Genomic DNA, 21,593 nt, shown 5'->3' on the forward strand with positions numbered 1-21,593 from the left:
CACAGTATTGCATGGGACTGTCGCCGCAAGTCCAGATCACGCGCGAAGGTGTTGCGACGGCGAAGGTTCGATCCAGTCAGGCCGCGGCGCATCTTGCAACTTGCTCCGGAATTTGACCATGGATTTCCCGTTCTTGAGTAGAGTTATGCGGCACTCCAATCGCCGACCGGCTTGAAGCCTGATTTGCACCGGTTCGATTTTGGTCGCACTCGTCTGGAAAATAGCATCGCGGATAAGATTCCAGTGGGGATTTTCGTCGCATTTGCTTTGCCAATGACGAACGCTTTCAAAGACGCTCTCGTGATCGACAAAATAGTCCGGCTCGCCATACCACAAACGGCGATAAGCCGCATTTGTCAGGTTGAGCTCCCCCGATTGATCAAAGACTGCAACTGCTTCGGGGAGCTGGTCCAAGACCGTTTGCGCTGTTTCGATTTTCTCGCGGAATTTGCGGCTTGAAGCGATTTCAGAGCTGACGTCCTCCCAGATGAAGGCGATAGCACCGTTTGGGTGTGGACGCCCAGTGACCCGAAATATCCGTCCATCTGGCAAATCCCAATTCTCGCAGTAGGTTCCATCGATCGCCGATGTCTCAAGATGCGAAACCGTCTCGCGCCAGGATCGATAGTTCCGCGGCTCCGGGAAGATCCTGTTTTCGCGAAGCCTATCAAGGAGCGCCTGAATATCCGGCTGCGATGACAGAAAGTTGAAGGAAAGCCCCGTTAGATCCGAAAGTGCGGGGTTGAAAATCATGAGTTGCCTGTTCTTGTCGAAGACGGCGAGACCGACAGAAAGTTCGGCAAAAATTCTGGAAAGAGTATGAACAAAGTTCTTTTGACTTTGTTCGGCCTGAACAAGCGGATCGATATCCGTTGCAAAGCGCATACAGCGATCTTCGCGCATCGCACTTGTCACGTCGAACCAGCGACATGTGGTGGACTCGACTTTGTAGGCTGCTACCCGCTCGCGAATATTGGGCTCGACAGGTGATGGAACAGTAAGCTCGTTGAAAATACGGATCGGCGGCCAGGCATGTTTCGGATGACCGAGATCGTTGGCAAGCCGCAAGTAGGCGGCGTTTGCCCAAGTGATTACTCCGTCCTCTTCTTCCCAGATCGGTTGCGGGGACGTCTCCGCGATTGCACGCAACGCGTGAATTTCAGCCTCAATCGCTTCAAGTTCTAGCGGCTCATGCGTGTGGGTATGGTCTTGAACCGGCCCGCTAGAGTATGTGAGGCGTGCGACCCCGTTCCAATACTCTGCAATCAGAATTGTGTCGGGATGCAGCGGGGACTGTATGACCTTGGTGCGCTCTTCGGCCAAAGTTTCGAGCGACGTGCGTAATCTTGGAAAGGTCGGTGAAAACAGCCTTAAGAAACACTCGAAGTCCGTGTCTTTCTTGTTCAGATGCCGCGTAAACATAGCTTTGGCCCTTGCCGAAGCGTCGACAAGATTTTCGTTGTCAAAGATGAAGGTGACAGATTGCTCTGCTTCTTTCATCAAGATGCGTCGAGAGACGACCTTTTCCGAAAAGAAGAGACCCAAAAAAGCGCCCGTGAGCGTAATTGCGCCGAAGGTGACGCCCAGGTAAATCCAGAACTCAAAAGTTTGTGACACGGGAGTAACCAACTCTGTTGTTGCGAAACCAAAGTTTCGAGAGAGTCGGTTAATCCAAGGTTAAACTTGGAACGGTTGGTTTTCTCCAAGCGCGTCGTATCTGTTACCGGGCGGATCAAGTCTGTCTCGTGGCCATTCCACTGTAACGATGGCTCCGCCTGTCGCCTCGCCCATAGCAAAACCACCACCGTTCGAGAAAGAAAGCCTTGCCCCGGATCTCTCCAACAAGGTTTTGGCGATAAAAAGCCCCAGCCCCATCCCCTCATAACCGGGACGCATCTTTCGATCTTCGCTCTGCCGACGTCTGCTCATGAAGGGGTTACCGATGCGGCCGATCACTGAGGCGGGAAAACCTGAACCGTTGTCGGCAATCCGCAAAGTGATGATGGTTTCGTTCCAATCCATTTCCACTTCCACCTTAGATTCGGCAAAATCGACAGCGTTCTGGATCAGGTTTCGAAGCCCATGGAGGACCTCGGGCCGTCTCTCGACTACAGGTTGGTGCTTGGGGTGATCGGTTTCGGGTGACACAGAGAACTCGATAAGTTTTCCGCGTGACATGTGCGGCTCTGCAGCTTCTTTCACCAATGCTTCGATCGGCACACGGCGAATATGAAGATCGTCTTTACCTGCCCGACCCATCGAACGCAGAATGTCGCGGCATCTGTCTGCCTGTTCTTTGATGAGAAGTACATCCTCACGGAGCGCTTCGTTGTCTTCTACTTCGTCAAGTAGCTCGCTGCTCACAAGTTTGATCGTCGCGAGCGGTGTCCCCAACTCGTGCGCTGCGGCCGCGACAACCCCGCCCAAATCCGTGAGCTTTTGCTCTCGGGCGAGCGCCATTTGTGTGGCAAAGAGTGCATCGCTCATGTTGTGCATTTCAGCGGTGATTTGCCGCGCATAAAGGCCAAGAAAGATGATGCCTGTCATCAATGAGAGCCAGAAGCCGAACAAAAACAGCTTTGGCAGCTCGAGTGTCGTGCCGAACGAACTCGAAAGAGGAAGGTGGAACCGCGCAAGCGTCGTTACGATAATAATCGCAACGATGCCGATGATTACGGTGGAGTTCAGCCTGAGGAAAGTTGCCGATATCGTTACGGGAGCGAGTACAAGAAGTGCAAAGGGATTGTTCAACCCGCCTGTGAGATAAAGCAAAAGACCAAGTTGCAATAAATCGAAGAGCAACATGAGAAAGGCCTCTCGCTCCGAGAGCCGTTTGTTCTCTGGGTAAAGAAAAGTTGAAAACAGGTTCGCAACGATTGATGCGCCGACCGCCATAGCGGTCATTCCCACCTCGAACTGGAAGTCATAGACCTGAACTGCTGTCAGAATTGCAAGGCTTTGACCTACAATCGCAATCCAACGCAGTACCACGAGGGTGTGCAGCCTGACCCAATTGGACCTTTCGCGGTGTTCGAGAACGTCTGGTTCGGTCGGGCTCATGGCCGCTCCTGTTGTATATGCAACGTTTCTATTGTTATTTGCCACATGCTACGGGATCAATCCGTCAGTCGAACAGGAGCCAACCATGCGATCAATGATAGCTGTTACGGCAACCGCTACCGTCGCCCTCTGCGTAACTGCGGGGGTGCTTGCCATTACGATTTTCAGGCCGGATCCCGAGTATGCTCAATGCGGGGCGGCTCAGGTTGCAGGTGGCGCAATCGGTGGCCCGTTCGAGCTTTTGGACAAGAACGGAGCCGTCGTCACAGATCAGGACGTCATAACGGGACCTTCGATCCTCTATTTCGGCTATACGTTCTGCCCCGACGTTTGCCCGCTAGATAATTTGCGCAACGTCGACGCCACGGCGCTCCTTGCAGAACGAGGGTATGACGTCACCCCAATTTTTATTTCGATTGATCCTGAACGGGACACACCGAAAGTCGTTGGCGAGTTTGCGGCGAATTTCGATGCGAATATGATCGGCCTTACAGGAAGCCCCGAACAGGTGGCCGCCGCATCCAAGGCCTATAAGACCTACTACAAAAAACAGGACGGCGATCCTGACTACTATCTCGTTGACCACTCGACGATGGCTTATTTCAATATTCCCGGCCTCGGTGTCATCGACTTTTTCCGTCGGGACGACACTGCCGAGGCGGTCGCTGATCGCGTTGCTTGCCTCATAGATCAGACCAGTTCGAATTGACCTGAGGGGATGAGGGCTATACCTGTTGAAAAATGGATAGATTGGGAAAAGCCGAATGACCTCAGATGAACTCGATTTGGGCGAAGATAAGTCCCTACTTCTTGTTGATGATGATGAAGCTTTTCTTCGCCGTCTCGGTAAGGCGATGGAAAAGCGTGGATTCGAGGTTGAACTCGCGGGTTCCGTGGCGGCAGGTAAGGCTATTTCCACCGCAAGACCGCCTGCCTATGCCGTGGTTGATCTTCGACTAGAAGACGGGAACGGATTGGATGTGGTTGAAACCATCCGTGACAAACGCCCTGACAGTCGGATCGTTGTCCTGACAGGCTATGGCGCCATCGCGACGGCTGTCGCTGCGGTCAAAATCGGTGCGACCGACTATCTCTCCAAGCCCGCCGACGCAAATGACGTGATCAATGCTCTGCTTTCACGCGGTGACGAGCTTCCTCCTCCTCCTGAAAATCCCATGAGCGCGGATCGCGTGCGCTGGGAGCATATTCAGCGGGTCTACGAGCTTTGTGATCGAAACGTATCCGAGACGGCGCGCCGCTTGAACATGCATCGTCGCACCTTGCAACGCATTCTCGCCAAGCGCAGCCCCAAGTAACTAGAGCATCGAGATAAGGGCTTTGTGTCTTTCGGTGAATTCCGCCCTCACTTGAGCAGGGGGGCGGAGCCTGATCTTCATGGATTTGGCCAAATTAGGCTCGATTTTCCCGAACAGCTTATTGGCTTCTTCGACCGAGAATCCGGCAATTTGGGTCGCTTCCAACCAGGCACTAATCTTATCGGCGTCTTTGATCTTTTTCTTGATGGTGGCCGGAATGTGGGCTGGGAGGCCGAAGCGGATGTGGATCGCTGCGACCAATCGGTCGTCAAGCTTGGAATATCCCTCGCCGACCGCTGCCTTCACCGGCGAGATCATGTCGCCAATCACATATTCGGGCGCATCATGGAGAAGCGCGGCAAGTCTCCAGCGCGCGGGAACGCCGCCGTTTTGCTGCGTGAATATCTCTTCGACAAGAAGCGAATGTTCGGCCACGGAATAGGGAAAGTCCCCAAAGGTCTGACCATTCCAGCGCGCGACAAAGGCAAGACCGTGTGCGATATCCTCGATCTCGATATCCATCGGGGTCGGATCCAATAGGTCTAACCTTCGACCTGACAGCATTCGTTGCCATGCTCTTGGTTGCTTCATTTTCTGCCCCCGATTTTTGCCGATAATCCTAAGATCTGCCGTTAATGTTGTCGAGAGAGGGTCCGAGTGCTATCTGCCCTTTAAATTCGAAATAAGGAGTGCGGCGCATGCCGAAGGACTACATCGTCAAAGACATCACGCTTGCGGGTTTTGGTCGCAAGGAATTGGACATTGCAGAAACGGAAATGCCCGGGCTTATGGCGTGCCGTGCCGAGTTCGGGGAGAGCAAGCCTCTGAAGGGTGCGCGCATTGTGGGCTCGCTCCACATGACGATCCAGACGGCCGTTTTGATCGAGACGCTGGTGGCTTTGGGTGCGGATGTGCGCTGGGCTTCGTGCAACATCTTCTCGACCCAGGATCACGCCGCCGCCGCGATTGCCGAAGCCGGTATTCCCGTCTTTGCGGTCAAGGGCCAGACGCTGACCGAGCATTGGGATTATCTCGACAAATCCTTCATGTTCCCCGAAGGCGCGAATATGATCCTCGACGATGGCGGTGATGCGACGCTCTATGTTCTGCTGGGCGCCCGCGCCGAGGCAGGCGAGGACATCATTCCCGTGCCCCAGTCCGAAGAAGAAGAAGTCATCAAGGCGCAGATCTACAAGCGCATGAAAGCCAGCCCCGGCTGGTTCACCAAGACCAAAGAGGCCATCAAGGGCGTCTCGGAGGAAACCACCACTGGCGTGCATCGCCTCTATGATCTGCACAAGAAGGGCCAGCTCCCTTTCCCTGCGATCAACGTCAACGACTCGGTCACCAAGTCCAAGTTCGATAACAAATACGGCTGTAAAGAATCGCTCGTCGACGGCATCCGCCGCGCCACCGACACGATGATGGCGGGCAAGGTTGCCGTCGTTTGCGGTTACGGCGACGTGGGCAAAGGCTCTGCCGCTTCGCTACGCGGCGCAGGCGCACGCGTCAAGGTAACCGAAGTCGATCCGATCTGCGCGCTTCAGGCGGCGATGGACGGTTTCGAGGTTGTCGTTCTCGAAGACGTGGTCGCGAGCGCTGACATCTTCATCACCACCACGGGCAACCGTGACGTCATCCGCATCGAGCACATGCGCGAGATGAAGGATATGGCGATTGTCGGCAACATCGGCCACTTCGACAACGAGATCCAGGTCGCGGCTCTTCGGAACCACAAGTGGACCAACATCAAGGATCAGGTGGATATGATCGAAATGCCCTCGGGCAGCCGTATCATCCTTCTGTCCGAGGGTCGTCTGCTGAACCTCGGCAACGCCACGGGCCACCCCTCGTTCGTGATGTCGGCCTCTTTCACCAACCAGGTGCTTGCACAGATCGAGCTTTGGACCAAAGGCGAGGACTACGCCCCCGGCGTCTATATCCTGCCCAAGCACCTCGACGAAAAGGTCGCGCGTCTCCACCTCGACCGCATCGGCGTGAAGCTCACCCAGCTGCGCAAAGAGCAGGCCGACTACATCGGTGTCACCATCGAAGGTCCCTTCAAGCCCGAACACTATCGGTATTGAGGCAATAAAGTTTCAAAGAGCCGCGTTTACCCTTGGGTAGGCGCGGCTTTTTTGTTTGCACGCAATGTGCGAGTTGTTAGGCTTGCACCAGCGGCAAGCGCCGTGTGGGATTGATTGCGGAGAGACCAATGGGAAAAAGAGACGATCTTATCGCCAAATATGCCGATGATCTAAAGAACAAATGCGGGATGACGCCCGATATGGATCTTCTGACCAAAGTCACGATCGGTTGCGGACCTTCTATATATGATGCGGACGCCTGCACGGTTGCCGGCTCGCAAGAGTCAGAGCTCGAGACTGTAAAAAAGAACTTTCTGATCAAGAAACTCGGTCTTGCAGATGGTCCACAGCTTATGGAAGCGATCAACTCGGTTCTCGAGACCTATGGACGTTCCGAGCGAAACAAATATCGCGCCGTCGTCTATTACATGCTGACCAAGCATTTTGGAAAAGAAGCGGTTTTTTCCAAGTAAAAACGCTGGATTTCACTCAAATTGAACGGGCTATTTCTTTGCAAAATAGCCCGTTTTCTTATATCCAGATCCTACGGCCAGGATGGCCCGACCAATGATTTTCAAACGCGTGTGGTGCTAGGGAGCACGCGGGGTGAGAAGAAGGGTTCGGGCACTATGGCCTGAACCCTTCTTTGCGTTAGAAAAGGTTCAAAACGATCCCGATCAATGTGCACCCGATGATCGCATAGCCACCGTCGATGGCCGAGAGCACGAACGGCCGCCCCGGATAGGCATTGTTGATGATTGTCCACGGCGTAATGAAGAACGCCCCAACCCCGAAGCCGGCAATCGCACCTCCACCGATCGAAGTGATGCCGGACATCGCAAACATATGGCGCATCATTCCTGCAACCACGATCATCGCAATCGCAGACAGCACAAAGGGCAGGGGGCTGTTGTTCCCTTTGGGGCGTCCGTTTTCGTCGCATTCGATCTTGTTTGCTGCAAGCCAGGGCTTGGACAGCACCATGTAATGGATTGCGCCGTATATCCAAGCAACTGCCCCGGCAGCTAGAATATTGAGTAGTTCCAAAATGACCTCCCGTTTTTTATGGCGGAAGATGAGCATAAATTCAGGGCTGCGTCTCGCCCAATTTACAGATCAAATCCCATTCTTCTTGGGTGACAGGTTGCACCGAAAGACGCGAGTTCTTCACCAAAACCATATCAGCAAGACGCGGGTCCTGTTTGATCATGGCCATTGAAATGGGTTTAGCCATCGGTTTCACGGCTTTGATGTCGACGCACTCCCATCTTGGGTCATCGGTTGAACTATCGGGATGTGCTGTTTTGCAGACCTCGACGATGCCGACAATTTCGAGCCCTGTGCGCGAATGATAGAAAAACCCGCGATCCCCGAGTGCCATGGCCCGCATGTTGTTGCGGGCCTGATAGTTGCGAACCCCTGTCCATTCTTCGCCCGCGTCACCTTTGGCAACCTGTTGGTCCCAACTCCAGGCATCGGGCTCTGATTTGAACAGCCAAAATGCCATCAGCCGATAACCTTTTTCCACGCCTGAATGCGCGTTTCCGCGAACAAACCTGCTTTGGCATAAGGGTCGTTTGCGGCCCAGGCCTGAGCCGCGGTAAGGTCTTCTACCTCGATGATGACAAGCGAGCCGCACATTTCTTCTGCTTCATTCAGAAAGGGACCTGCCATTTCTACAACTCCGGAGCTTTTGAGATAGGCGACGTGGGCGTCGCGCGTATCGAGCCGAAGTTGAAGCGCACCTGGTTTGTCTTTGGTGATGACGGCAAAACGCATGGGGTTATTCCTCCTTGAGTGGTCTGGCCAAAAGGGATTTCAGAACATCGTTCACATTCATTTCACCCGCAACAAGCGAGGCGACGGCTTGACTGATCGGAAGGTCAAGACCATCGCGCTTGGCAAGTTTTGCAACAGCCAAAGCGGTAGCTGCGCCTTCGACGGTCGTATTACCATCAAAACTCTCGCCTTTGCCGAGGGCGAGCCCGAAGCGATAATTCCGTGAAAGATCCGACGTGCAAGTCAAAGCAAGGTCGCCGAGGCCCGAAAGTCCTGCGAGAGTTTCTGCGCGAGCACCAAGATGGGCTGCAAGCCGCTGCATCTCTGCAAAGCCGCGCGTCATCAATGCGGCGCGAGCGCTGTCGCCAAATCCTTTGCCGATACAAGCACCGCAAGCAATCGCCATCACGTTTTTGAGCGCGCCACCCAGCTCAGCGCCGAGCAGGTCATTCGTACGATATAGTCTGATATTGGGCGTTGTTAGGATCTGTTGAAGCTCTATACCTCGATCTTCGGATGGGCAAGCAAGTGTCAGCGCGGTCGGAAGTCCCCGTGCGATGTCGGCGGCGAAACTCGGCCCAGTAAGACACGCAACAGTCGCCTCGGGCAACACTTTGGCAATCCCCAGCGCAGGGCCGTTCAGCGTGTCGAGATCAATCCCTTTCGAGCAGGAGACGATCGTTTTTCCTCCAAGCTTCGAGGCATTTTGGACCACGAAATCCCGAATTTTCTGTGCGGGAATGGCAACCAGAATGGTGTCGGCCGACAGCGCGATATCAAGATCGCTCGTCAGAGCGATCGTTTCAGGCAATTCAACTCCCGCCAGTCGTGGAACCGCGCGATCCACTTGGGCTTTTGTGATCATTGCGTCGTCACGCGCCCAGAGTATCACCTTGGTCTTGGAGGAAAGTGAAACCGCTAGTGCGCTTCCGAAGGCACCTGCGCCCAAGATCGAAATCGTCATGCCTTTGCCCCCTTTTTGCCCGAGCCTAGCAGCGCGGGTGCGGAGGCGTCGAGAGGCCATCTCGGACGGGCGGAAAACCCCAGATCATCCGTTTGACCCGACGCGAATTTTGCAAGACCTGCGTATGCGATCATGGCTGCATTGTCGGTGCAAAGCTTGAGCGGCGGCGCAATGAAACGGACCGCAACGCTTTCGCAAAGAGATGTCAGCGCTTCACGAATTTCCATATTCGCAGCAACTCCGCCAGCAACGGCCAAGCATGGCAGTTTGGGGTCTAGTTCGAGATAGCGGCCCAAGGCGCGGCGCGTTTTTTCGACGATAATGTCGCGGATGGCTGCTTGGAAACTGGCAGCAAGATCGGCTTGATCCTGCTTTGTTAGACCCTCTTTTTCGGTGATGACCGCATCCCTGCTGCGCAGGAGAGCGGTCTTTAGGCCTGAAAAAGACATATCACAGCCTTCTCTGTCCAAAAGCGGACGAGGCAGGGGAAATCTCTTAGGATCACCCTCTTTGGCGGCTTTTTCAACATTCGGTCCCCCAGGTTGGGAAAGACCGAGCAATCGTGCCGTTTTGTCAAAGGCTTCTCCGGGAGCATCGTCGATTGTTCCGCCGATCCGCTCGAACCGTTCTTCACTATGTGCGATCAGGAACTGACAATGCCCACCCGAAACCAAAAGCATCAGATAGGGAAATGCGATCCCATCCGTAAGACGCGGGGTGAGTGCATGGCCCGCAAGGTGATTGATACTGAGAAGCGGCTTGTTTGATGCAACGGCAATGCCTTTTGCACACATGACACCGCTCAGGACGCCACCGATCAACCCCGGACCGGACGTAACGGCAATTGCATCGACATTCGATAGAGTAACACCCGCGTTGGCCAAGGCTTCTTCGACACAAATGTCGATCTTCTCCGCGTGGGCACGGGCGGCAATCTCGGGAACAACGCCGCCAAAGTCAGAATGGAGTTCGAATTGCCCGTATACAACAGAGCTTAAGACTTCAGCTTGCTCGGGCGTCCCCGACACCACGGCCGCTGCAGTGTCATCGCAACTGCTCTCGATTCCCAAGATGGTGAATGTCTTTTTCATATCTTCGCCGGTTGCACCTCTTGCAAAGGCAGGTAACACTCCGAGACCGCCCGAACAATGGGTGTGATCTGAGGAGTGCTCTGCCTATGGCAATCTTGGTTCTCACACGCCCCACCGAGGCGTCGCGACGCTTTTCCTTGCAGGTCCAAGAAAAAATGGGTCTCGATCTCTCGGTGATCATTTCTCCTTTGCTTGAAATCGTCCAGATTCCCGCCAAAATCGAAAGCCGCAACAAAGCGCTCGTGCTCACTTCGGCCAATGCCGTTTCCGGCGCGGTGAGGCTCGGGTTCAGCAGGGGGACCAAGGCATTTTGCGTTGGGGCAAAGACAGCAGAAGCGGCCCAAGAAGCAGGCTTCCAGTCGATTTCTGCGGATGGCAGTGCGGACGATCTCGTCTCTTTTATTGCCGATTTGAAGCCTGCGACTCCACTGGTGCACGTTCACGGCGAACACACTCGTGGGAATGTTGCGGACCGTCTTTCCAATCTGGGGTTTCCGTGTGAAAGCGTCACGACCTATCGCCAAGCGATATGCCCACCCACCGAAACGCTACTGAGCGCACTGCTTGGCGACCAACCGCTCTTGGTTCCACTTTTTTCTCCAAGATCGGCGCTGATCTTTGGCCTCGTCGAGGAAATAAGAGCGCCTCTTCATATCATCGCGATAAGCCAAGCCGTCGCTTCTGAAGTGGCGGATCTTGGCGCGGATACCGTTCGCGTCGTCGATAAACCCGATGGCCAATCCATGGTTGCGGCGACCTGTCACCGCCTATTCGAGCTTTTGGGTCCGTCGATTGCTTGAGCAACCCAAGCAAGGGGGCTAGGTTGGATTCGTAATGTCAGTGACTTTGTATCAAGGAATCTATTGTGGCAAAGCCGACCTCCTCTACTTCGAAACCCAGATCCTCGTCCCGAAAAAAGGGGCAGAGCGACGAGGTCGTGAGCGAAACCATCAAAGATATGACAATCGAAACGCCATCGGCGGATCTGATCGAAGCCGAGGCCGCGCCGGTAGAAGATGCTTCGCCCGAGCCCATTGACGAAGAGCCCGAGGTCGAGACCGCGCAAACCGACGAAACTGCACCTCAAGACGAGCCGGCTGCGCAGACACAGGCGGCCACAACAGCCGAAAAGCCTAATTCGTCCATCGTGCCGATGGTCTTTGGAGGTATCATCGCTGGCGCGATCGGGTTTGGCGCTGCGGTTTTCTACCCGAATTTTCTCGGCTCCGAGCAAGAAGCGACCCCTGTTGTAGCCGTCGAAGAGTTTCAATCTCTTGTGGCCCGCGTCGATGCGCTCCCGACTGCCGTATCTGAGTCCGAGATAGCAAAGATCGTCTCGGACAATATGGCCGACCTTGGGGAACAAGTTGCGGGCCTCGAGCGCCGGATCGAGGAAGTGTCCTCTAGACTTGATCAGGCTTTGAATACACCGACGGACACAGGCGCCTTGTCGCCCGCTGCTCTTGCCGAATACCAAAAAGAGATCGTTGATCTTCGAGCCGAGCTAAATACGCAGCGCACATCACTTGCCCAAATGGTTGATCAAGCCTCGAACCAGCTCGAAGCGGCACAGGCCCAATCCCTCCAATTCGAGCAAAGCGCAGCAGAAACCGCACGCGCCGTGACCTTGCGACTGGCTCTTGCCAAAGTTCAGGCTGTGATTGAAACGGGCGCGCCCTATCAAGCAATCATCCCCGAGTTTTCAGATGCGCTTGGCGATGCGGTGCCTTCCGTTCTTGTGCAGAACGCCGCTGATGGCATAGCAACCCAAGCGTCACTCGTTACCGAATTCGATCTTGCTGCGGACAAGGCGCTTGCTGTAGCGCGCGCAGAGGGTGTCGATGGCGAGGAGCGCACTGCATTCGGAGCTTTTCTGAGGAGCCAGTTTGATGTGCGCTCGGTTACGCCCCAAGAAGGCACCTCTGTCGACGCGATCCTGTCGCGCGCCCAAGCGGCTTTGAACGAAGCAAGGTTGAAGGACGCTCTCGCCGAAGTCCGAAGCCTCCCTGAAGTCGCGCGCGCCGAATTGGTCGACTGGATCTCTCGTGCCGAAGCTCGCTCCGCGGTGATTGCTGCTGTCGAAGAGCTTTCTTTTTCTTTGAACGATAAGTGAGGCCGGATTAGATGCTGTGGTCCCTGATTAAGATTTTGGCCTTTGTTGCTGCCGTCACTGGTCTCACCTATGGCGCGGTAATGGTCTCGGATATGGAGGGCAGCCTTGTGCTGACCTTTGCGGGGATCAAAGCGACTCTTTCGCCTCTACAGGTGGTTTTCGCCCTTCTCGCCATGGTCGTCGGCCTTTGGGTGGTTTTCAAACTGGTTGCATTTCTTGCCGCACTATTCCGGTTCCTGAACGGGGATGAAACGGCCATTTCCCGCTATTTCACCCGCAATCGCGAGCGTAAAGGCTTCGAAGCCCTTTCCGATGGGCTTATGGCACTCGCTTCTGGCGAAGGTCACCTTGCTCTGACCAAAGCCGCAAAAGCCGAACGCTATTTGCAGCGGCCTGAACTGACGAACCTTTTGATCGCCCAAGCTGCCGAACAGGTCGGGGATCGGGCAAAGGCCGAAGCGACTTATAAAAAGCTTCTGGAAGACGATAAAACGCGCTTTGTCGGCATCCGTGGGATCATGAAGCAAAAGCTTTCGGAAGGCGACAAAGAAAAAGCGCTCAAGCTTGCGGAAAAGGCCTTTGAGCTCAAGCCCAAGCACGAGGAAACCCAGGATATTCTCCTCAAGCTCCAGGCTGAAAAAGGCGACTGGTCGGCAGCCCGTTCCACACTCGGTGCCAAGCTGAAGTCTGGATCTCTTCCCCGTGATGTGCACAAGCGTCGAGACGCGGTCCTTGCACTGTCTGAAGCAAGGGAGGTCATTGGCGATGAGACGACATCGATCGCTGCGCGCGAAGCTGCAATCGAGGCCAACAAATTGTCGCCCGACCTTATTCCTGCGGCAGTGATGGCGGCGCGCGCCTATATCGAGGCGGCAAATCCAAAGAACGCTGCGCGGGTGATCACCAAAGCATGGAAAGCCCAGCCTCATCCGGACCTTGCCCGTGTCTTTGCCGAAATCGCCCCCGACGAGACCCCGCAAGAGCGTCTGAAGCGCTTCAAAACTCTTGCCAAGCTCGCGCCCGAAAATCCCGAAACCAAGCTTGTTCTGGCTGAACTCAACGTTGCGGCCGAGGATTTCCCCGAAGCCCGCCGCGAGCTTGGCTCGCTGGCACAGGATGATCCGACCACACGAAGCCTCTCTCTGATGGCTGCTATCGAACGAGGAAGCGGCGCAAGCGATCAAGTGGTTCGGGCATGGCTTGCAAAGGCTGTAACCGCCTCTCGCGGCCCGCAGTGGATTTGTGACAAGTGCAACCACATCCATACTGAATGGCAGCCCGTTTGCGATCATTGTTCGGCCTTCGATACACTGTCATGGAAGCGTCCCCCGCAGGGCGAAACAGCAATCCCGTCAAGCACCGAGATGCTTCCTCTGATTGTCGGAGCGCCTGAAATGGCCAGCTCGGAAGACGAGATCGTGGTCGCAGGAGACACACTTCTGTCCGATCAGGAAAAATAGGTCTTTTCCACAATTCGGAGCGGTGCTAAGAGCCGCTTCGGAAGCCGCAGTAGCTCAGCTGGTAGAGCACGTCATTCGTAATGATGGGGTCGGGGGTTCGAGTCCCTTCTGCGGCACCACTTCCCCAAAGCGGTGTTCAGGCTCTTTCGTGTCTCTGAATTTTCGAGATACGCTTGTAATGGAATGATCTCCAACTCTGTTGCCGCGCCTTGGGAGTTTCAAAATGAGCGAGACTTATCCGACACTTGGAGAAGCCACCAAAGTCTGGGCGCGGATTGCGGCTCTTTCGTTTGGGGGACCAGCGGGCCAGATTGCGGTCATGCATCGGATTCTGGTCGAAGAGAAACGCTGGCTTGGAGACGAGCGGTTTCTACATGCATTGAATTTTTGCATGCTCCTACCCGGACCCGAGGCACAGCAGCTTGCGACTTATATTGGCTGGTTGATGCACGGAGTGCGTGGCGCTCTGATCGCAGGGCTCTTGTTTATCGCGCCGGGGATGTTGGCGATCATGGCTCTAAGTTGGGCCTATGTCGTCTTTGGAGATGTCGAGCTGATCCAAGGGGTGTTCTTCGGGTTAAAAGCTGCAGTGCTTGCGATCGTTAGTCAGGCAGTGATCCGGCTCGCAAAGCGCGCCTTGAAGAATGCTGTTATGCGTTCACTTGCGGTTGCTTCTTTCATAGCCATTTTCTTACTGAGCGTTCCATTTCCTGTGATCGTCCTATCCGCAGCTCTTACAGGGTGGTGTGGTGCACGCTTCGGCTTGTCTTCGTTTGTGTCAGGTGGCGGCGGAGCGGTAGCGGCTTCTCAAGTCGGTGAAACAAACACGCTCCTCGAAGAGGGTGGATATCAAAAGCATTCGGTCAACGGATTGATCGCCGCGGGCATAGGCGCATTGGGACTTTGGTTGGTGCCGGTCGCGTTGCTCGTGTTTTTTGCGCCCCAATCTGTCTTTGCCGATATCGCGCTGTTCTTTTCCAAGCTCGCTGTTTTGACCTTTGGCGGTGCTTATGCCGCGCTTGGTTGGGTCGCACAGGATGCTGCCGGGATCTATGGATGGCTCGCTCCGGTCGAAATGCTTGATGGTCTCGGAATGGCTGAAACAACGCCCGGCCCCTTGATCATGGTGTTGCAATTCGTGGGCTTTCTCGCGGCATTCCGCGAGGCAGGTTGGGCCACCCCTCTCTGGGCGGGAACCGTCGGCGGTTTGCTTACCACCTTGGTAACCTTTGCACCCTGTTTTGCGTGGATCTTTCTCGGGGCGCCGATCATGGAAACCTTGCGCAAAAATGTAGCAATTTCAGCAGCTCTTACAGCAGTGACTGCGGCTGTGGTCGGTGTCATCCTTAATCTTGCGATATGGTTTGCGCTGCACCTGATTTGGGAAGACGTCACCGCTTGGGGTTTCGGCCCAATTACCGTTGAGCTTCCACTGCTTCAAAGTTTCAACGCCCCCGCGGCTCTTTTGTCTGCGGCTGCTTTGATTGCAGTGTTCCGCTTTAATCTCGGCTTGACCGTGGTGCTCGGAGGCGCTGCGCTGGGCGGAATACTTTTCGTCTTCGCGGGTATGGTCTAATCAGACGATCCGAGAGTTCTGTTCGACCGCGCTACTCTTGTTCGTGCTGGGTCTCGAATTCTTCCCAAAGCCGAGTGAGCCCGTCTTCAAAGGCTTCCGCTCCTTGACCCAATGCGGCATCAATTCTGCGCTGAAACGCGTTCGCGAGCGGCAGCAGTTCCGCCATCATGGCCCACCCTTGTTCCGTAAGGGAAAAGTGTAGCAAGCGACCGTCAGTCTCGTTCTTGGTGCGAGCGATCAGCCCTCTGGCGACAAGTCGAGACGCAGCGCGGCTGACCTTGGATTTCTCCATGGCAACCTTTTGTTCTATGTCACGGACCGAGGCGCCATCGTCTGCGCTTAGATGCACAAGCACGCGCCAATCAGGTATCGAAATACCGAAACGGTCACGGTACTCGCGCGCCAAAGCCTCGCTCAAAAGCTGTGCCACAACGGCCGAGCGATAAGGCGTGAACCGACCAAGCTCGAAGCCATCCGTGATCTCTTTGCGGAGTTGGTTCTTAGGCGTCGTCATTTCCCTAGCCCTAGCGTTTACTCTCTCTTTCTTCAGGGAAAACCATCGCAAATGCAACAATCAGAGCATGGAAGATTGACTTCGTTGCATTTGCAACTTTATATTGGTGCAAATGCAACGATAGGGAATCCTGTTTGTTGCATCATCAAGGGGAGCAAGGAAGATGGCGAAAGCATTCGCGTCGCAAGGCGACATGACCGAAAAGCAAATCAGCTTTACCGAGGTCGGAGAGGGGCTCTACGCCTTTACCGCCGAAGGTGATCCGAACTCGGGCGTTATCATCGGCGATGAGAGTGTGATGATCGTCGAAGCGCAGGCCACGCCAAGGCTGGCAAACAAGGTCATAGAATGCGTCCGTTCCGTGACGGACAAACCGATTTCTCACGTCGTTCTCACCCACTATCACGCAGTGCGCGTTCTTGGTGCCTCGGCCTTTGGTGCGCAGCAGATCATCATGGGCGAAAAGGCACGCGGAATGGTTGTTGAACGTGGTCAGGAAGACTGGGACTCTGAATTCCAGCGTTTCCCGCGTCTCTTCGAAAGTCATGAATCAATCCCTGGTCTGACCTGGCCGACGACCACATTTAATGACCGGATGACTGTGCATCTCGGCAATCGGCGCATTGATCTCATGCACCTCGGCCGCGCCCATACCGCAGGTGATATCGTTATCCACGTCCCGGATCAGAATGTGATGTTTACCGGAGACATCGTTGAATATCATTCGGCTTGTTATTGCGGTGACGGACATTTCAAAGACTGGGGAAACACGCTCGACGCGATCAAAGCGTTTGACGTCGACGCCATCGCACCAGGTCGTGGTGACGCGCTTGTCGGCAAGGAAATGGTCGGCAAAGCCATCGAAAACACCCGCGATTTTGTAGCTTCCACCTATCGCCCCGCAGCGGCGGTTGCCGCACGCGGCGGTTCGCTCAAGGAAGCATGGGATGCCGTGCGCGCCGAATGTGATCCCAAGTTTAAAGATTATGCGATCTACGAGCATTGCCTGCCCTTTAACGTGGCACGTGCCTATGACGAAGCGCGCGGGATCGATACTCCGCGGATCTGGACCGCCCAGCGCGACATGGAAATGTGGGAACAGCTTCAGGGCTAATCGGGCGTGGTGGAGGATCAGAGATGTTAGACGACCGCTACAAGCTCGCATTCAGACTTTATCCCTATGAACGTAATTCAGATCAGGATAGCCCCACTCCCGTGCGTCATCCGGTTGTAGTCATGGGGGGTGGTCCCGTGGGCATCGCGACCGCCTTGGACCTCGGTCTCCAAGGTATTCCCGTTGTCGTCCTTGATGACCATGAGGGGATCGGCAAGGGAAGCCGCGCCATCTGCTTTGCAAAGCGCACCCTTGAAATTGCCGACCGCTATGGCTGTAGCGCGCCAATGCTCGACAAGGGCGTTGTTTGGAACTTAGGCAAAGTGTTCCACGATGACCGCAAGGTTTTCGAGTTCAACCTGCTCCCTGAAGAGGGACACAAGTTTCCCGCTTTCATCAATCTTCAACAGCCCTATTTCGAGAAATTCATTGTCGAACGGGTCCGCGAGGCGCAAGCCAAAGGCGCTCCGATCGAACTGCGTGGCAAGAACCGCGTTGATGCGGTCGAGGTAAAGGAAGACCACGTCCTCCTCAGCATCATGACGCCCGAAGGCCCCTATCGGATCGAGGCTGATTGGTTGATCGGTGCGGATGGTGCCTCTTCTCCACTTCGATCCATGATGGAGCTCGATTTCGAGGGCCGCGTCTTTCAGGACAGCTTCCTGATCGCCGATATCAAGATGAATGGCGCGAGCTTCCCGACCGAGCGTTGGTTCTGGTTCGAGCCATGGTTCAAATCAGGTGCCTCGACCCTTCTTCATAAACAGCCAGACGATATTTGGCGGATCGACTTTCAGATCGGATGGGACGTGGATCGTAAAGAAGAACTCAAGGAAGAAAACATCTGCAAGCGGATCGATGCCATGCTCGGCGACGGTATCGATTACGAGATAGTCTGGTCATCGATCTACACCTTCCAGTGCCGCCGTATGAAAAAGTTCCGCCATGGCCGTGTCCTCTTTGCGGGTGACGCAGCGCATCAGGTTTCGCCCTTTGGCGCGCGTGGAGCGAACTCGGGTCTTCAGGACGTGGACAACCTCGGTTGGAAACTTGGCTTGGTGATCAATGGCAAGGCTCCTGACCGGCTCCTTGATACCTATCACGAAGAGCGGGCTTATGGAGCGGATGAGAATATTCGTAACTCCACCCGCTCGACTGATTTCATCACGCCCAAATCCAAAACGAGCCACATCTTCCGCAACGCTGTTCTCGACTTGGCCGAGCATTACTCTTTTGCGCGTCCTCTCGTGAACTCGGGGCGCTTGTCGCTTCCTTGTGTCTACGATGGGCTTTCTCTCAACGGCCCGGACGCCCTTCAAGGCGGGCCCGACCGCACAAGGGTAGGGAGCCCATGTCCCGACGCACCGCTTGGAACGGGTTATCTGCTGGAGAAGCTCGGGAACGAATTCGCCCTCTTGACGATTGATGCCGAAGCTCCGGAAATAGGTGCGATCGACAGCATCCCCGTTCGGCGCGTTGCAGTCACTGCCGCCGACGATCCAAGCTGTGAGCTGGCAAAGCGGTATCTCGGTTCCGCGGCAGCAGGCGTTTACCTTATCCGGCCTGACCAACATGTTGCCGCACGCTGGGCAAGTTTCGACATGGCTGCAACTGTTTCAGCGCTTCGCACAGCAATTGGAAAGGCCTAGAGCATGACCTCGCTCAATACTGATCCCAATATCCCTGACCCGGATGGATTTTATAACGAATTGATCGAAGCACATGAAGGTTTGTCCGACGAAGAAAGTGCCGCGCTCAATGCCCGCTTGATCCTTGTTCTGGCAAATCAAGTCGGAAATCGTGACGTGCTTCGCCAAGCTATCGCAGCGGCTAAATCGCCCAGCGCCACCTGAAAGGACCATCGACATGATCGTTCATGACCTTCCAAAAGGAATGATCCGAGCCACCGATACGACCGGAACGTATCCCGGTTACATGCCGGGTTTTGGGAACGACTTCGAAACCGAGGCGCTGCCGGGTGCATTGCCTCAGGGGATGAACTCACCGCAAAAGTGCAACTATGGGCTCTATGGCGAGCAACTTTCGGGCACGGCGTTCACGGCGAACCCGCCCGAGCGCACGTGGACCTATCGTATTCGTCCTTCGGTCAAGCACTCGGCCCGCTATACCAAGATCGATGTGCCCTATTGGAAGTCCGCGCCGAACGTTGACCCTGATGTCACTTCGCTTGGTCAATATCGTTGGGACCCGATCGAAGCAGAGGGCGATCTCGACTGGATCACAGGAATGCGGACCATGACGACCGCAGGCGATGTGAATACCCAAGTCGGTATGGCAAGCCATGTCTACCTTGTGACCAAATCCATGGTGGACGCATATTTTTTCTCGGCTGACTCTGAACTTCTTGTCGTCCCCCAACAAGGCCGTTTGCGGTTCTGCACCGAGCTTGGGATCATCGACCTCGAGCCACAGGAAATCGCGATCCTGCCGCGCGGTCTCGTCTATCGTGTCGAAGTGCTCGAAGGACCCTGCCGCGGATTTGTTTGCGAAAACTATGGCCAAAAGTTCGAGCTGCCCGCCCGTGGGCCCATCGGGGCAAACGCGCTTGCCAACCCGCGCGATTTCAAAGCACCTGTTGCCGCTTTTGAAGACCGCGAGGTCCCCTCGACCCTGACCATCAAATGGTGCGGCCAGTTCCACCAGACCAAGATCGGGCAATCCCCACTCGATGTTGTGGCGTGGCATGGGAACTATGCGCCGTATAAATACGATCTCAAAACCTATTGCCCTGTCGGCGCGATCCTCTTTGACCACCCTGATCCGTCGATCTTTACGGTGCTGACTGCGCCTTCGGGCGTGCCGGGAACCGCGAACATCGACTTTGTTCTCTTCCGTGAGCGTTGGATGGTTGCCGAAAATACCTTCCGTCCGCCTTGGTATCACAAGAACATCATGTCCGAGCTGATGGGCAATATCTATGGCCAGTATGATGCCAAGCCCCAAGGATTCATTCCGGGCGGTATGAGCCTGCACAATATGATGATCCCGCATGGCCCCGATAAGAACGCCTTTGAACATGCGTCGAATTCGAACCTCAGTCCCGTCAAGCTCGAGAACACCATGTCCTTTATGTTCGAGACCCGCTTTCCGCAGCATTTGACCGAATTTGCGGGCAAGGAGGCGCCGCTTCAGGACGACTATATCGATTGCTGGGAAGACCTTGAGAAAAAGTTCGATGGCACTCCAGGAACAAAGTAACACCCAAGGCCAAGTGAAAAAGGATAATCCATGACAAAGCTGCTCCGCTCTTGGGTCGAGTCCGCGAACTCGGCGCAATGCCCGTTTCCGCTCAACAACCTTCCTTATGGCGTCTTCACCGTAAACGGACAGTCACCGCAATGCGGTGTCGCGATCGGCGATCAAGCTTTGAACCTTGCAGCGATGGAATTGGACGCGGCTTTGTCCTTTGACCAGACACTCGTTACAGGAAGCTGGAATGCCTTCATGGCTCTGGGTCCGAGTGCCTGGGCCAAACTGAGGCGCCTTTTGACCGAGATGCTGGCAGAGGGCGGTCGGACCGACCTTTCCCGATATCTGGTCCCGCTTTCAGATATCAAAATGCTTATGCCTTTTGCGGTGACCGAATATACCGACTTTTACGCGGGTCGAAATCACGCATTCAATGTCGGGACCATGTTCCGCGGGCCCGAAAACGCTCTTCCGCCGAACTGGCTTCATATTCCCATCGGCTATAACGGCCGTGCGTCTTCGGTCGTGGTTTCGGGCACGCCTGTTGTGCGTCCACACGGCCAGCTCAAAGGTCCGAATGACGAACTCCCTCGGTTCGGTCCCTCGGCCCGTTTCGATATCGAGCTTGAAATGGGTGCCATTGTCGGAACCGCCTCGAACGGACCGATCTCTGTGACGGAAGCTTTCGAGAATATCTTTGGCTACGTTCTTTTGAATGACTGGTCCGCGCGCGATATCCAAGCATGGGAATATCAACCTCTGGGGCCGTTCCAAGCCAAGGCGACCGCGACCACAATCAGCCCTTGGATCGTGACAGCCGCCGCTTTGGAGCCGTTCCGCGTATCGACGCCCGAGCGTGAAAAGCCCTTGCTCGACTATCTCGCTGAACCTGCACCGATGCTCTACGACATCGATCTCGAAGTGACTATGGCCCCCGAGGGCAAGTCCGAAACCGTGATCAGTCGCACCAATTATCGCGAGATGTATTACTCTGCCGCCCAACAGCTTGCGCATCACACGACAAGTGGATGCCCTATGCGCGTCGGTGATCTCCTTGGATCAGGCACAATTTCGGGCGCAACCAAAGAAAGCCGCGGTTCGCTCCTCGAACTGAGCTGGGGCGGCAAAGAGCCCCTGACCCTCGACACTGGTGAAACCCGTTCTTTCATAGAAGACGGCGATACCCTGACCTTGCGCGGCGCGGCCAAGGGCGAAGGATATACGATCGGCTTTGGTGAGTGCTCGGGCAAGCTTTTGCCCGCAAGGAAACTCTGATAACTCGGGCCGTCATCAAATGACGGCATCCCGC

The 21,593-nt window shown here is 55.2% G+C and carries 22 protein-coding genes and 1 tRNA gene; 14 read left to right on the forward strand and 9 right to left on the reverse strand.

Features of this window, described 5'->3' with window-relative positions; all coding sequences use genetic code 11:
* Positions 1–36 precede the first annotated feature (36 nt).
* Together QQG91_RS14260 and regB are read right to left on the reverse strand one after the other, a co-directional pair.
* Complete coding sequence (locus tag QQG91_RS14260) at positions 37–1,617, reverse strand: PAS-domain containing protein (RefSeq protein ID WP_285770885.1); 1,581 nt, start codon at positions 1,615–1,617, stop codon at positions 37–39.
* Between the two features lie 60 nt (positions 1,618–1,677).
* Entirely contained in the window at positions 1,678–3,060 is a 1,383-nt protein-coding gene (gene regB / locus QQG91_RS14265) for a sensor histidine kinase RegB (RefSeq protein ID WP_285770886.1), read from the reverse strand.
* 85 nt (positions 3,061–3,145) lie between these two features.
* Between regB and QQG91_RS14270 the strand changes: the two genes are divergently transcribed.
* Both QQG91_RS14270 and QQG91_RS14275 read left to right on the forward strand, forming a co-directional pair.
* Positions 3,146–3,769 carry an SCO family protein gene (locus QQG91_RS14270; protein ID WP_285770887.1) on the forward strand — a complete coding sequence of 208 codons (624 nt, stop codon included), beginning with the start codon at positions 3,146–3,148 and terminating at the stop codon, positions 3,767–3,769.
* Positions 3,770–3,824: 55 nt separating this feature from the next.
* On the forward strand, positions 3,825–4,376 hold the full coding sequence (locus tag QQG91_RS14275; protein WP_285770888.1) for an ActR/PrrA/RegA family redox response regulator transcription factor: 552 nt from the start codon (positions 3,825–3,827) through the stop codon (positions 4,374–4,376).
* On the opposite strand, the gene QQG91_RS14280 is transcribed toward QQG91_RS14275, so the two are convergent.
* The gene (locus QQG91_RS14280; protein WP_285770889.1) at positions 4,377–4,967 is read right to left on the reverse strand and encodes an HD domain-containing protein; all 591 of its coding nucleotides are present in this window, start codon (positions 4,965–4,967) and stop codon (positions 4,377–4,379) included.
* A gap of 107 nt (positions 4,968–5,074) precedes the next feature.
* Between QQG91_RS14280 and ahcY the strand changes: the two genes are divergently transcribed.
* Together ahcY and QQG91_RS14290 are read left to right on the forward strand one after the other, a co-directional pair.
* Positions 5,075–6,463: an adenosylhomocysteinase gene (gene ahcY, locus QQG91_RS14285; RefSeq protein ID WP_285770890.1), complete on the forward strand. Its 1,389-nt coding sequence runs from the start codon at positions 5,075–5,077 to the stop codon at positions 6,461–6,463.
* A 128-nt stretch (positions 6,464–6,591) separates the two neighbouring features.
* Positions 6,592–6,936, forward strand: a complete 345-nt coding sequence (locus QQG91_RS14290; protein WP_285770891.1) for a DUF2853 family protein — start codon at positions 6,592–6,594, stop codon at positions 6,934–6,936.
* Positions 6,937–7,114: 178 nt separating this feature from the next.
* On the opposite strand, the gene QQG91_RS14295 is transcribed toward QQG91_RS14290, so the two are convergent.
* The 5 genes from QQG91_RS14295 to tsaD are packed head-to-tail and all read right to left on the reverse strand — an operon-like array spanning position 7,115 to position 10,297.
* A complete protein-coding gene (locus QQG91_RS14295; protein ID WP_285770892.1) occupies positions 7,115–7,510 on the reverse strand; it encodes a DUF1761 domain-containing protein in 396 nt (131 codons plus the stop codon).
* Between the two features lie 40 nt (positions 7,511–7,550).
* Positions 7,551–7,970, reverse strand: coding sequence for an EVE domain-containing protein (locus QQG91_RS14300; protein ID WP_285770893.1), 420 nt, complete (start codon positions 7,968–7,970; stop codon positions 7,551–7,553).
* Positions 7,970–8,242, reverse strand: coding sequence for a YciI family protein (locus QQG91_RS14305; protein WP_285770894.1), 273 nt, complete (start codon positions 8,240–8,242; stop codon positions 7,970–7,972). Before QQG91_RS14305 ends, QQG91_RS14300 begins: the two co-directional genes overlap by 1 nt.
* A gap of 4 nt (positions 8,243–8,246) precedes the next feature.
* Positions 8,247–9,206 (reverse strand): NAD(P)H-dependent glycerol-3-phosphate dehydrogenase, encoded by a 960-nt coding sequence (locus tag QQG91_RS14310; protein WP_285770895.1) that lies wholly within the window; start codon positions 9,204–9,206, stop codon positions 8,247–8,249.
* Entirely contained in the window at positions 9,203–10,297 is a 1,095-nt protein-coding gene (gene tsaD / locus QQG91_RS14315; protein ID WP_285770896.1) for a tRNA (adenosine(37)-N6)-threonylcarbamoyltransferase complex transferase subunit TsaD, read from the reverse strand. Before tsaD ends, QQG91_RS14310 begins: the two co-directional genes overlap by 4 nt.
* Before the next feature lie 86 nt (positions 10,298–10,383).
* Between tsaD and QQG91_RS14320 the strand changes: the two genes are divergently transcribed.
* The 5 genes from QQG91_RS14320 to chrA all read left to right on the forward strand — a co-directional run bounded on the left by QQG91_RS14320 (position 10,384) and on the right by chrA (position 15,446).
* The gene (locus tag QQG91_RS14320; protein ID WP_285770897.1) at positions 10,384–11,097 is read left to right on the forward strand and encodes a uroporphyrinogen-III synthase; all 714 of its coding nucleotides are present in this window, start codon (positions 10,384–10,386) and stop codon (positions 11,095–11,097) included.
* Between the two features lie 65 nt (positions 11,098–11,162).
* Positions 11,163–12,410: a COG4223 family protein gene (locus QQG91_RS14325; protein ID WP_285770898.1), complete on the forward strand. Its 1,248-nt coding sequence runs from the start codon at positions 11,163–11,165 to the stop codon at positions 12,408–12,410.
* An 11-nt stretch (positions 12,411–12,421) separates the two neighbouring features.
* Positions 12,422–13,870: a heme biosynthesis protein HemY gene (locus QQG91_RS14330; protein WP_285770899.1), complete on the forward strand. Its 1,449-nt coding sequence runs from the start codon at positions 12,422–12,424 to the stop codon at positions 13,868–13,870.
* Positions 13,871–13,913: 43 nt separating this feature from the next.
* Positions 13,914–13,989, forward strand: a tRNA-Thr gene (locus tag QQG91_RS14335).
* Positions 13,990–14,093: 104 nt separating this feature from the next.
* Complete coding sequence (gene chrA / locus QQG91_RS14340; protein ID WP_285770900.1) at positions 14,094–15,446, forward strand: chromate efflux transporter; 1,353 nt, start codon at positions 14,094–14,096, stop codon at positions 15,444–15,446.
* Positions 15,447–15,477: 31 nt separating this feature from the next.
* Here chrA and QQG91_RS14345 read toward each other — a convergent pair whose 3' ends face one another.
* Positions 15,478–15,960: a MarR family winged helix-turn-helix transcriptional regulator gene (locus QQG91_RS14345; RefSeq protein ID WP_285770901.1), complete on the reverse strand. Its 483-nt coding sequence runs from the start codon at positions 15,958–15,960 to the stop codon at positions 15,478–15,480.
* Positions 15,961–16,123: 163 nt separating this feature from the next.
* On the opposite strand from QQG91_RS14345, the gene QQG91_RS14350 reads away from it, so the two are divergent.
* From QQG91_RS14350 to fahA, 5 genes are read left to right on the forward strand one after another with little or no spacing between them, the layout of a single operon-like run.
* Entirely contained in the window at positions 16,124–17,074 is a 951-nt protein-coding gene (locus QQG91_RS14350; RefSeq protein WP_285770902.1) for an MBL fold metallo-hydrolase, read from the forward strand.
* Between the two features lie 23 nt (positions 17,075–17,097).
* Complete coding sequence (locus tag QQG91_RS14355) at positions 17,098–18,723, forward strand: FAD-dependent oxidoreductase (RefSeq protein ID WP_285770903.1); 1,626 nt, start codon at positions 17,098–17,100, stop codon at positions 18,721–18,723.
* A 3-nt stretch (positions 18,724–18,726) separates the two neighbouring features.
* Positions 18,727–18,927: a DUF2783 domain-containing protein gene (locus QQG91_RS14360; protein ID WP_285770904.1), complete on the forward strand. Its 201-nt coding sequence runs from the start codon at positions 18,727–18,729 to the stop codon at positions 18,925–18,927.
* Positions 18,928–18,940: 13 nt separating this feature from the next.
* Entirely contained in the window at positions 18,941–20,293 is a 1,353-nt protein-coding gene (gene hmgA, locus QQG91_RS14365) for a homogentisate 1,2-dioxygenase (protein ID WP_502881581.1), read from the forward strand.
* Positions 20,294–20,323: 30 nt separating this feature from the next.
* Positions 20,324–21,559 carry a fumarylacetoacetase gene (gene fahA / locus QQG91_RS14370; RefSeq protein WP_285770905.1) on the forward strand — a complete coding sequence of 412 codons (1,236 nt, stop codon included), beginning with the start codon at positions 20,324–20,326 and terminating at the stop codon, positions 21,557–21,559.
* The last annotated feature ends 34 nt before the right edge of the window (positions 21,560–21,593 follow it).

Source organism: Marivivens sp. LCG002 (assembly GCF_030264275.1).
In the GTDB taxonomy this organism is placed as follows: domain Bacteria; phylum Pseudomonadota; class Alphaproteobacteria; order Rhodobacterales; family Rhodobacteraceae; genus Marivivens.

Bases quoted from the DNA above. Each gene is read 5' to 3' on its own strand.
- fahA (WP_285770905.1), top strand. From the start codon at position 20,324: ATGACAAAGCTGCTCCGCTCTTGGGTCGAGTCCGCGAACTCGGCGCAA.
- QQG91_RS14310 (WP_285770895.1), bottom strand. From the start codon at position 9,206: ATGACGATTTCGATCTTGGGCGCAGGTGCCTTCGGAAGCGCACTAGCG.
- QQG91_RS14320 (WP_285770897.1), top strand. From the start codon at position 10,384: ATGGCAATCTTGGTTCTCACACGCCCCACCGAGGCGTCGCGACGCTTT.
- QQG91_RS14290 (WP_285770891.1), top strand. From the start codon at position 6,592: ATGGGAAAAAGAGACGATCTTATCGCCAAATATGCCGATGATCTAAAG.
- tsaD (WP_285770896.1), bottom strand. From the start codon at position 10,297: ATGAAAAAGACATTCACCATCTTGGGAATCGAGAGCAGTTGCGATGAC.
- QQG91_RS14275 (WP_285770888.1), top strand. From the start codon at position 3,825: ATGACCTCAGATGAACTCGATTTGGGCGAAGATAAGTCCCTACTTCTT.
- QQG91_RS14330 (WP_285770899.1), top strand. From the start codon at position 12,422: ATGCTGTGGTCCCTGATTAAGATTTTGGCCTTTGTTGCTGCCGTCACT.
- QQG91_RS14345 (WP_285770901.1), bottom strand. From the start codon at position 15,960: ATGACGACGCCTAAGAACCAACTCCGCAAAGAGATCACGGATGGCTTC.
- QQG91_RS14300 (WP_285770893.1), bottom strand. From the start codon at position 7,970: ATGGCATTTTGGCTGTTCAAATCAGAGCCCGATGCCTGGAGTTGGGAC.
- QQG91_RS14280 (WP_285770889.1), bottom strand. From the start codon at position 4,967: ATGAAGCAACCAAGAGCATGGCAACGAATGCTGTCAGGTCGAAGGTTA.
- QQG91_RS14270 (WP_285770887.1), top strand. From the start codon at position 3,146: ATGCGATCAATGATAGCTGTTACGGCAACCGCTACCGTCGCCCTCTGC.
- QQG91_RS14360 (WP_285770904.1), top strand. From the start codon at position 18,727: ATGACCTCGCTCAATACTGATCCCAATATCCCTGACCCGGATGGATTT.
- ahcY (WP_285770890.1), top strand. From the start codon at position 5,075: ATGCCGAAGGACTACATCGTCAAAGACATCACGCTTGCGGGTTTTGGT.
- chrA (WP_285770900.1), top strand. From the start codon at position 14,094: ATGAGCGAGACTTATCCGACACTTGGAGAAGCCACCAAAGTCTGGGCG.
- regB (WP_285770886.1), bottom strand. From the start codon at position 3,060: ATGAGCCCGACCGAACCAGACGTTCTCGAACACCGCGAAAGGTCCAAT.
- hmgA (WP_502881581.1), top strand. From the start codon at position 18,941: ATGATCGTTCATGACCTTCCAAAAGGAATGATCCGAGCCACCGATACG.
- QQG91_RS14350 (WP_285770902.1), top strand. From the start codon at position 16,124: ATGGCGAAAGCATTCGCGTCGCAAGGCGACATGACCGAAAAGCAAATC.
- QQG91_RS14355 (WP_285770903.1), top strand. From the start codon at position 17,098: ATGTTAGACGACCGCTACAAGCTCGCATTCAGACTTTATCCCTATGAA.
- QQG91_RS14305 (WP_285770894.1), bottom strand. From the start codon at position 8,242: ATGCGTTTTGCCGTCATCACCAAAGACAAACCAGGTGCGCTTCAACTT.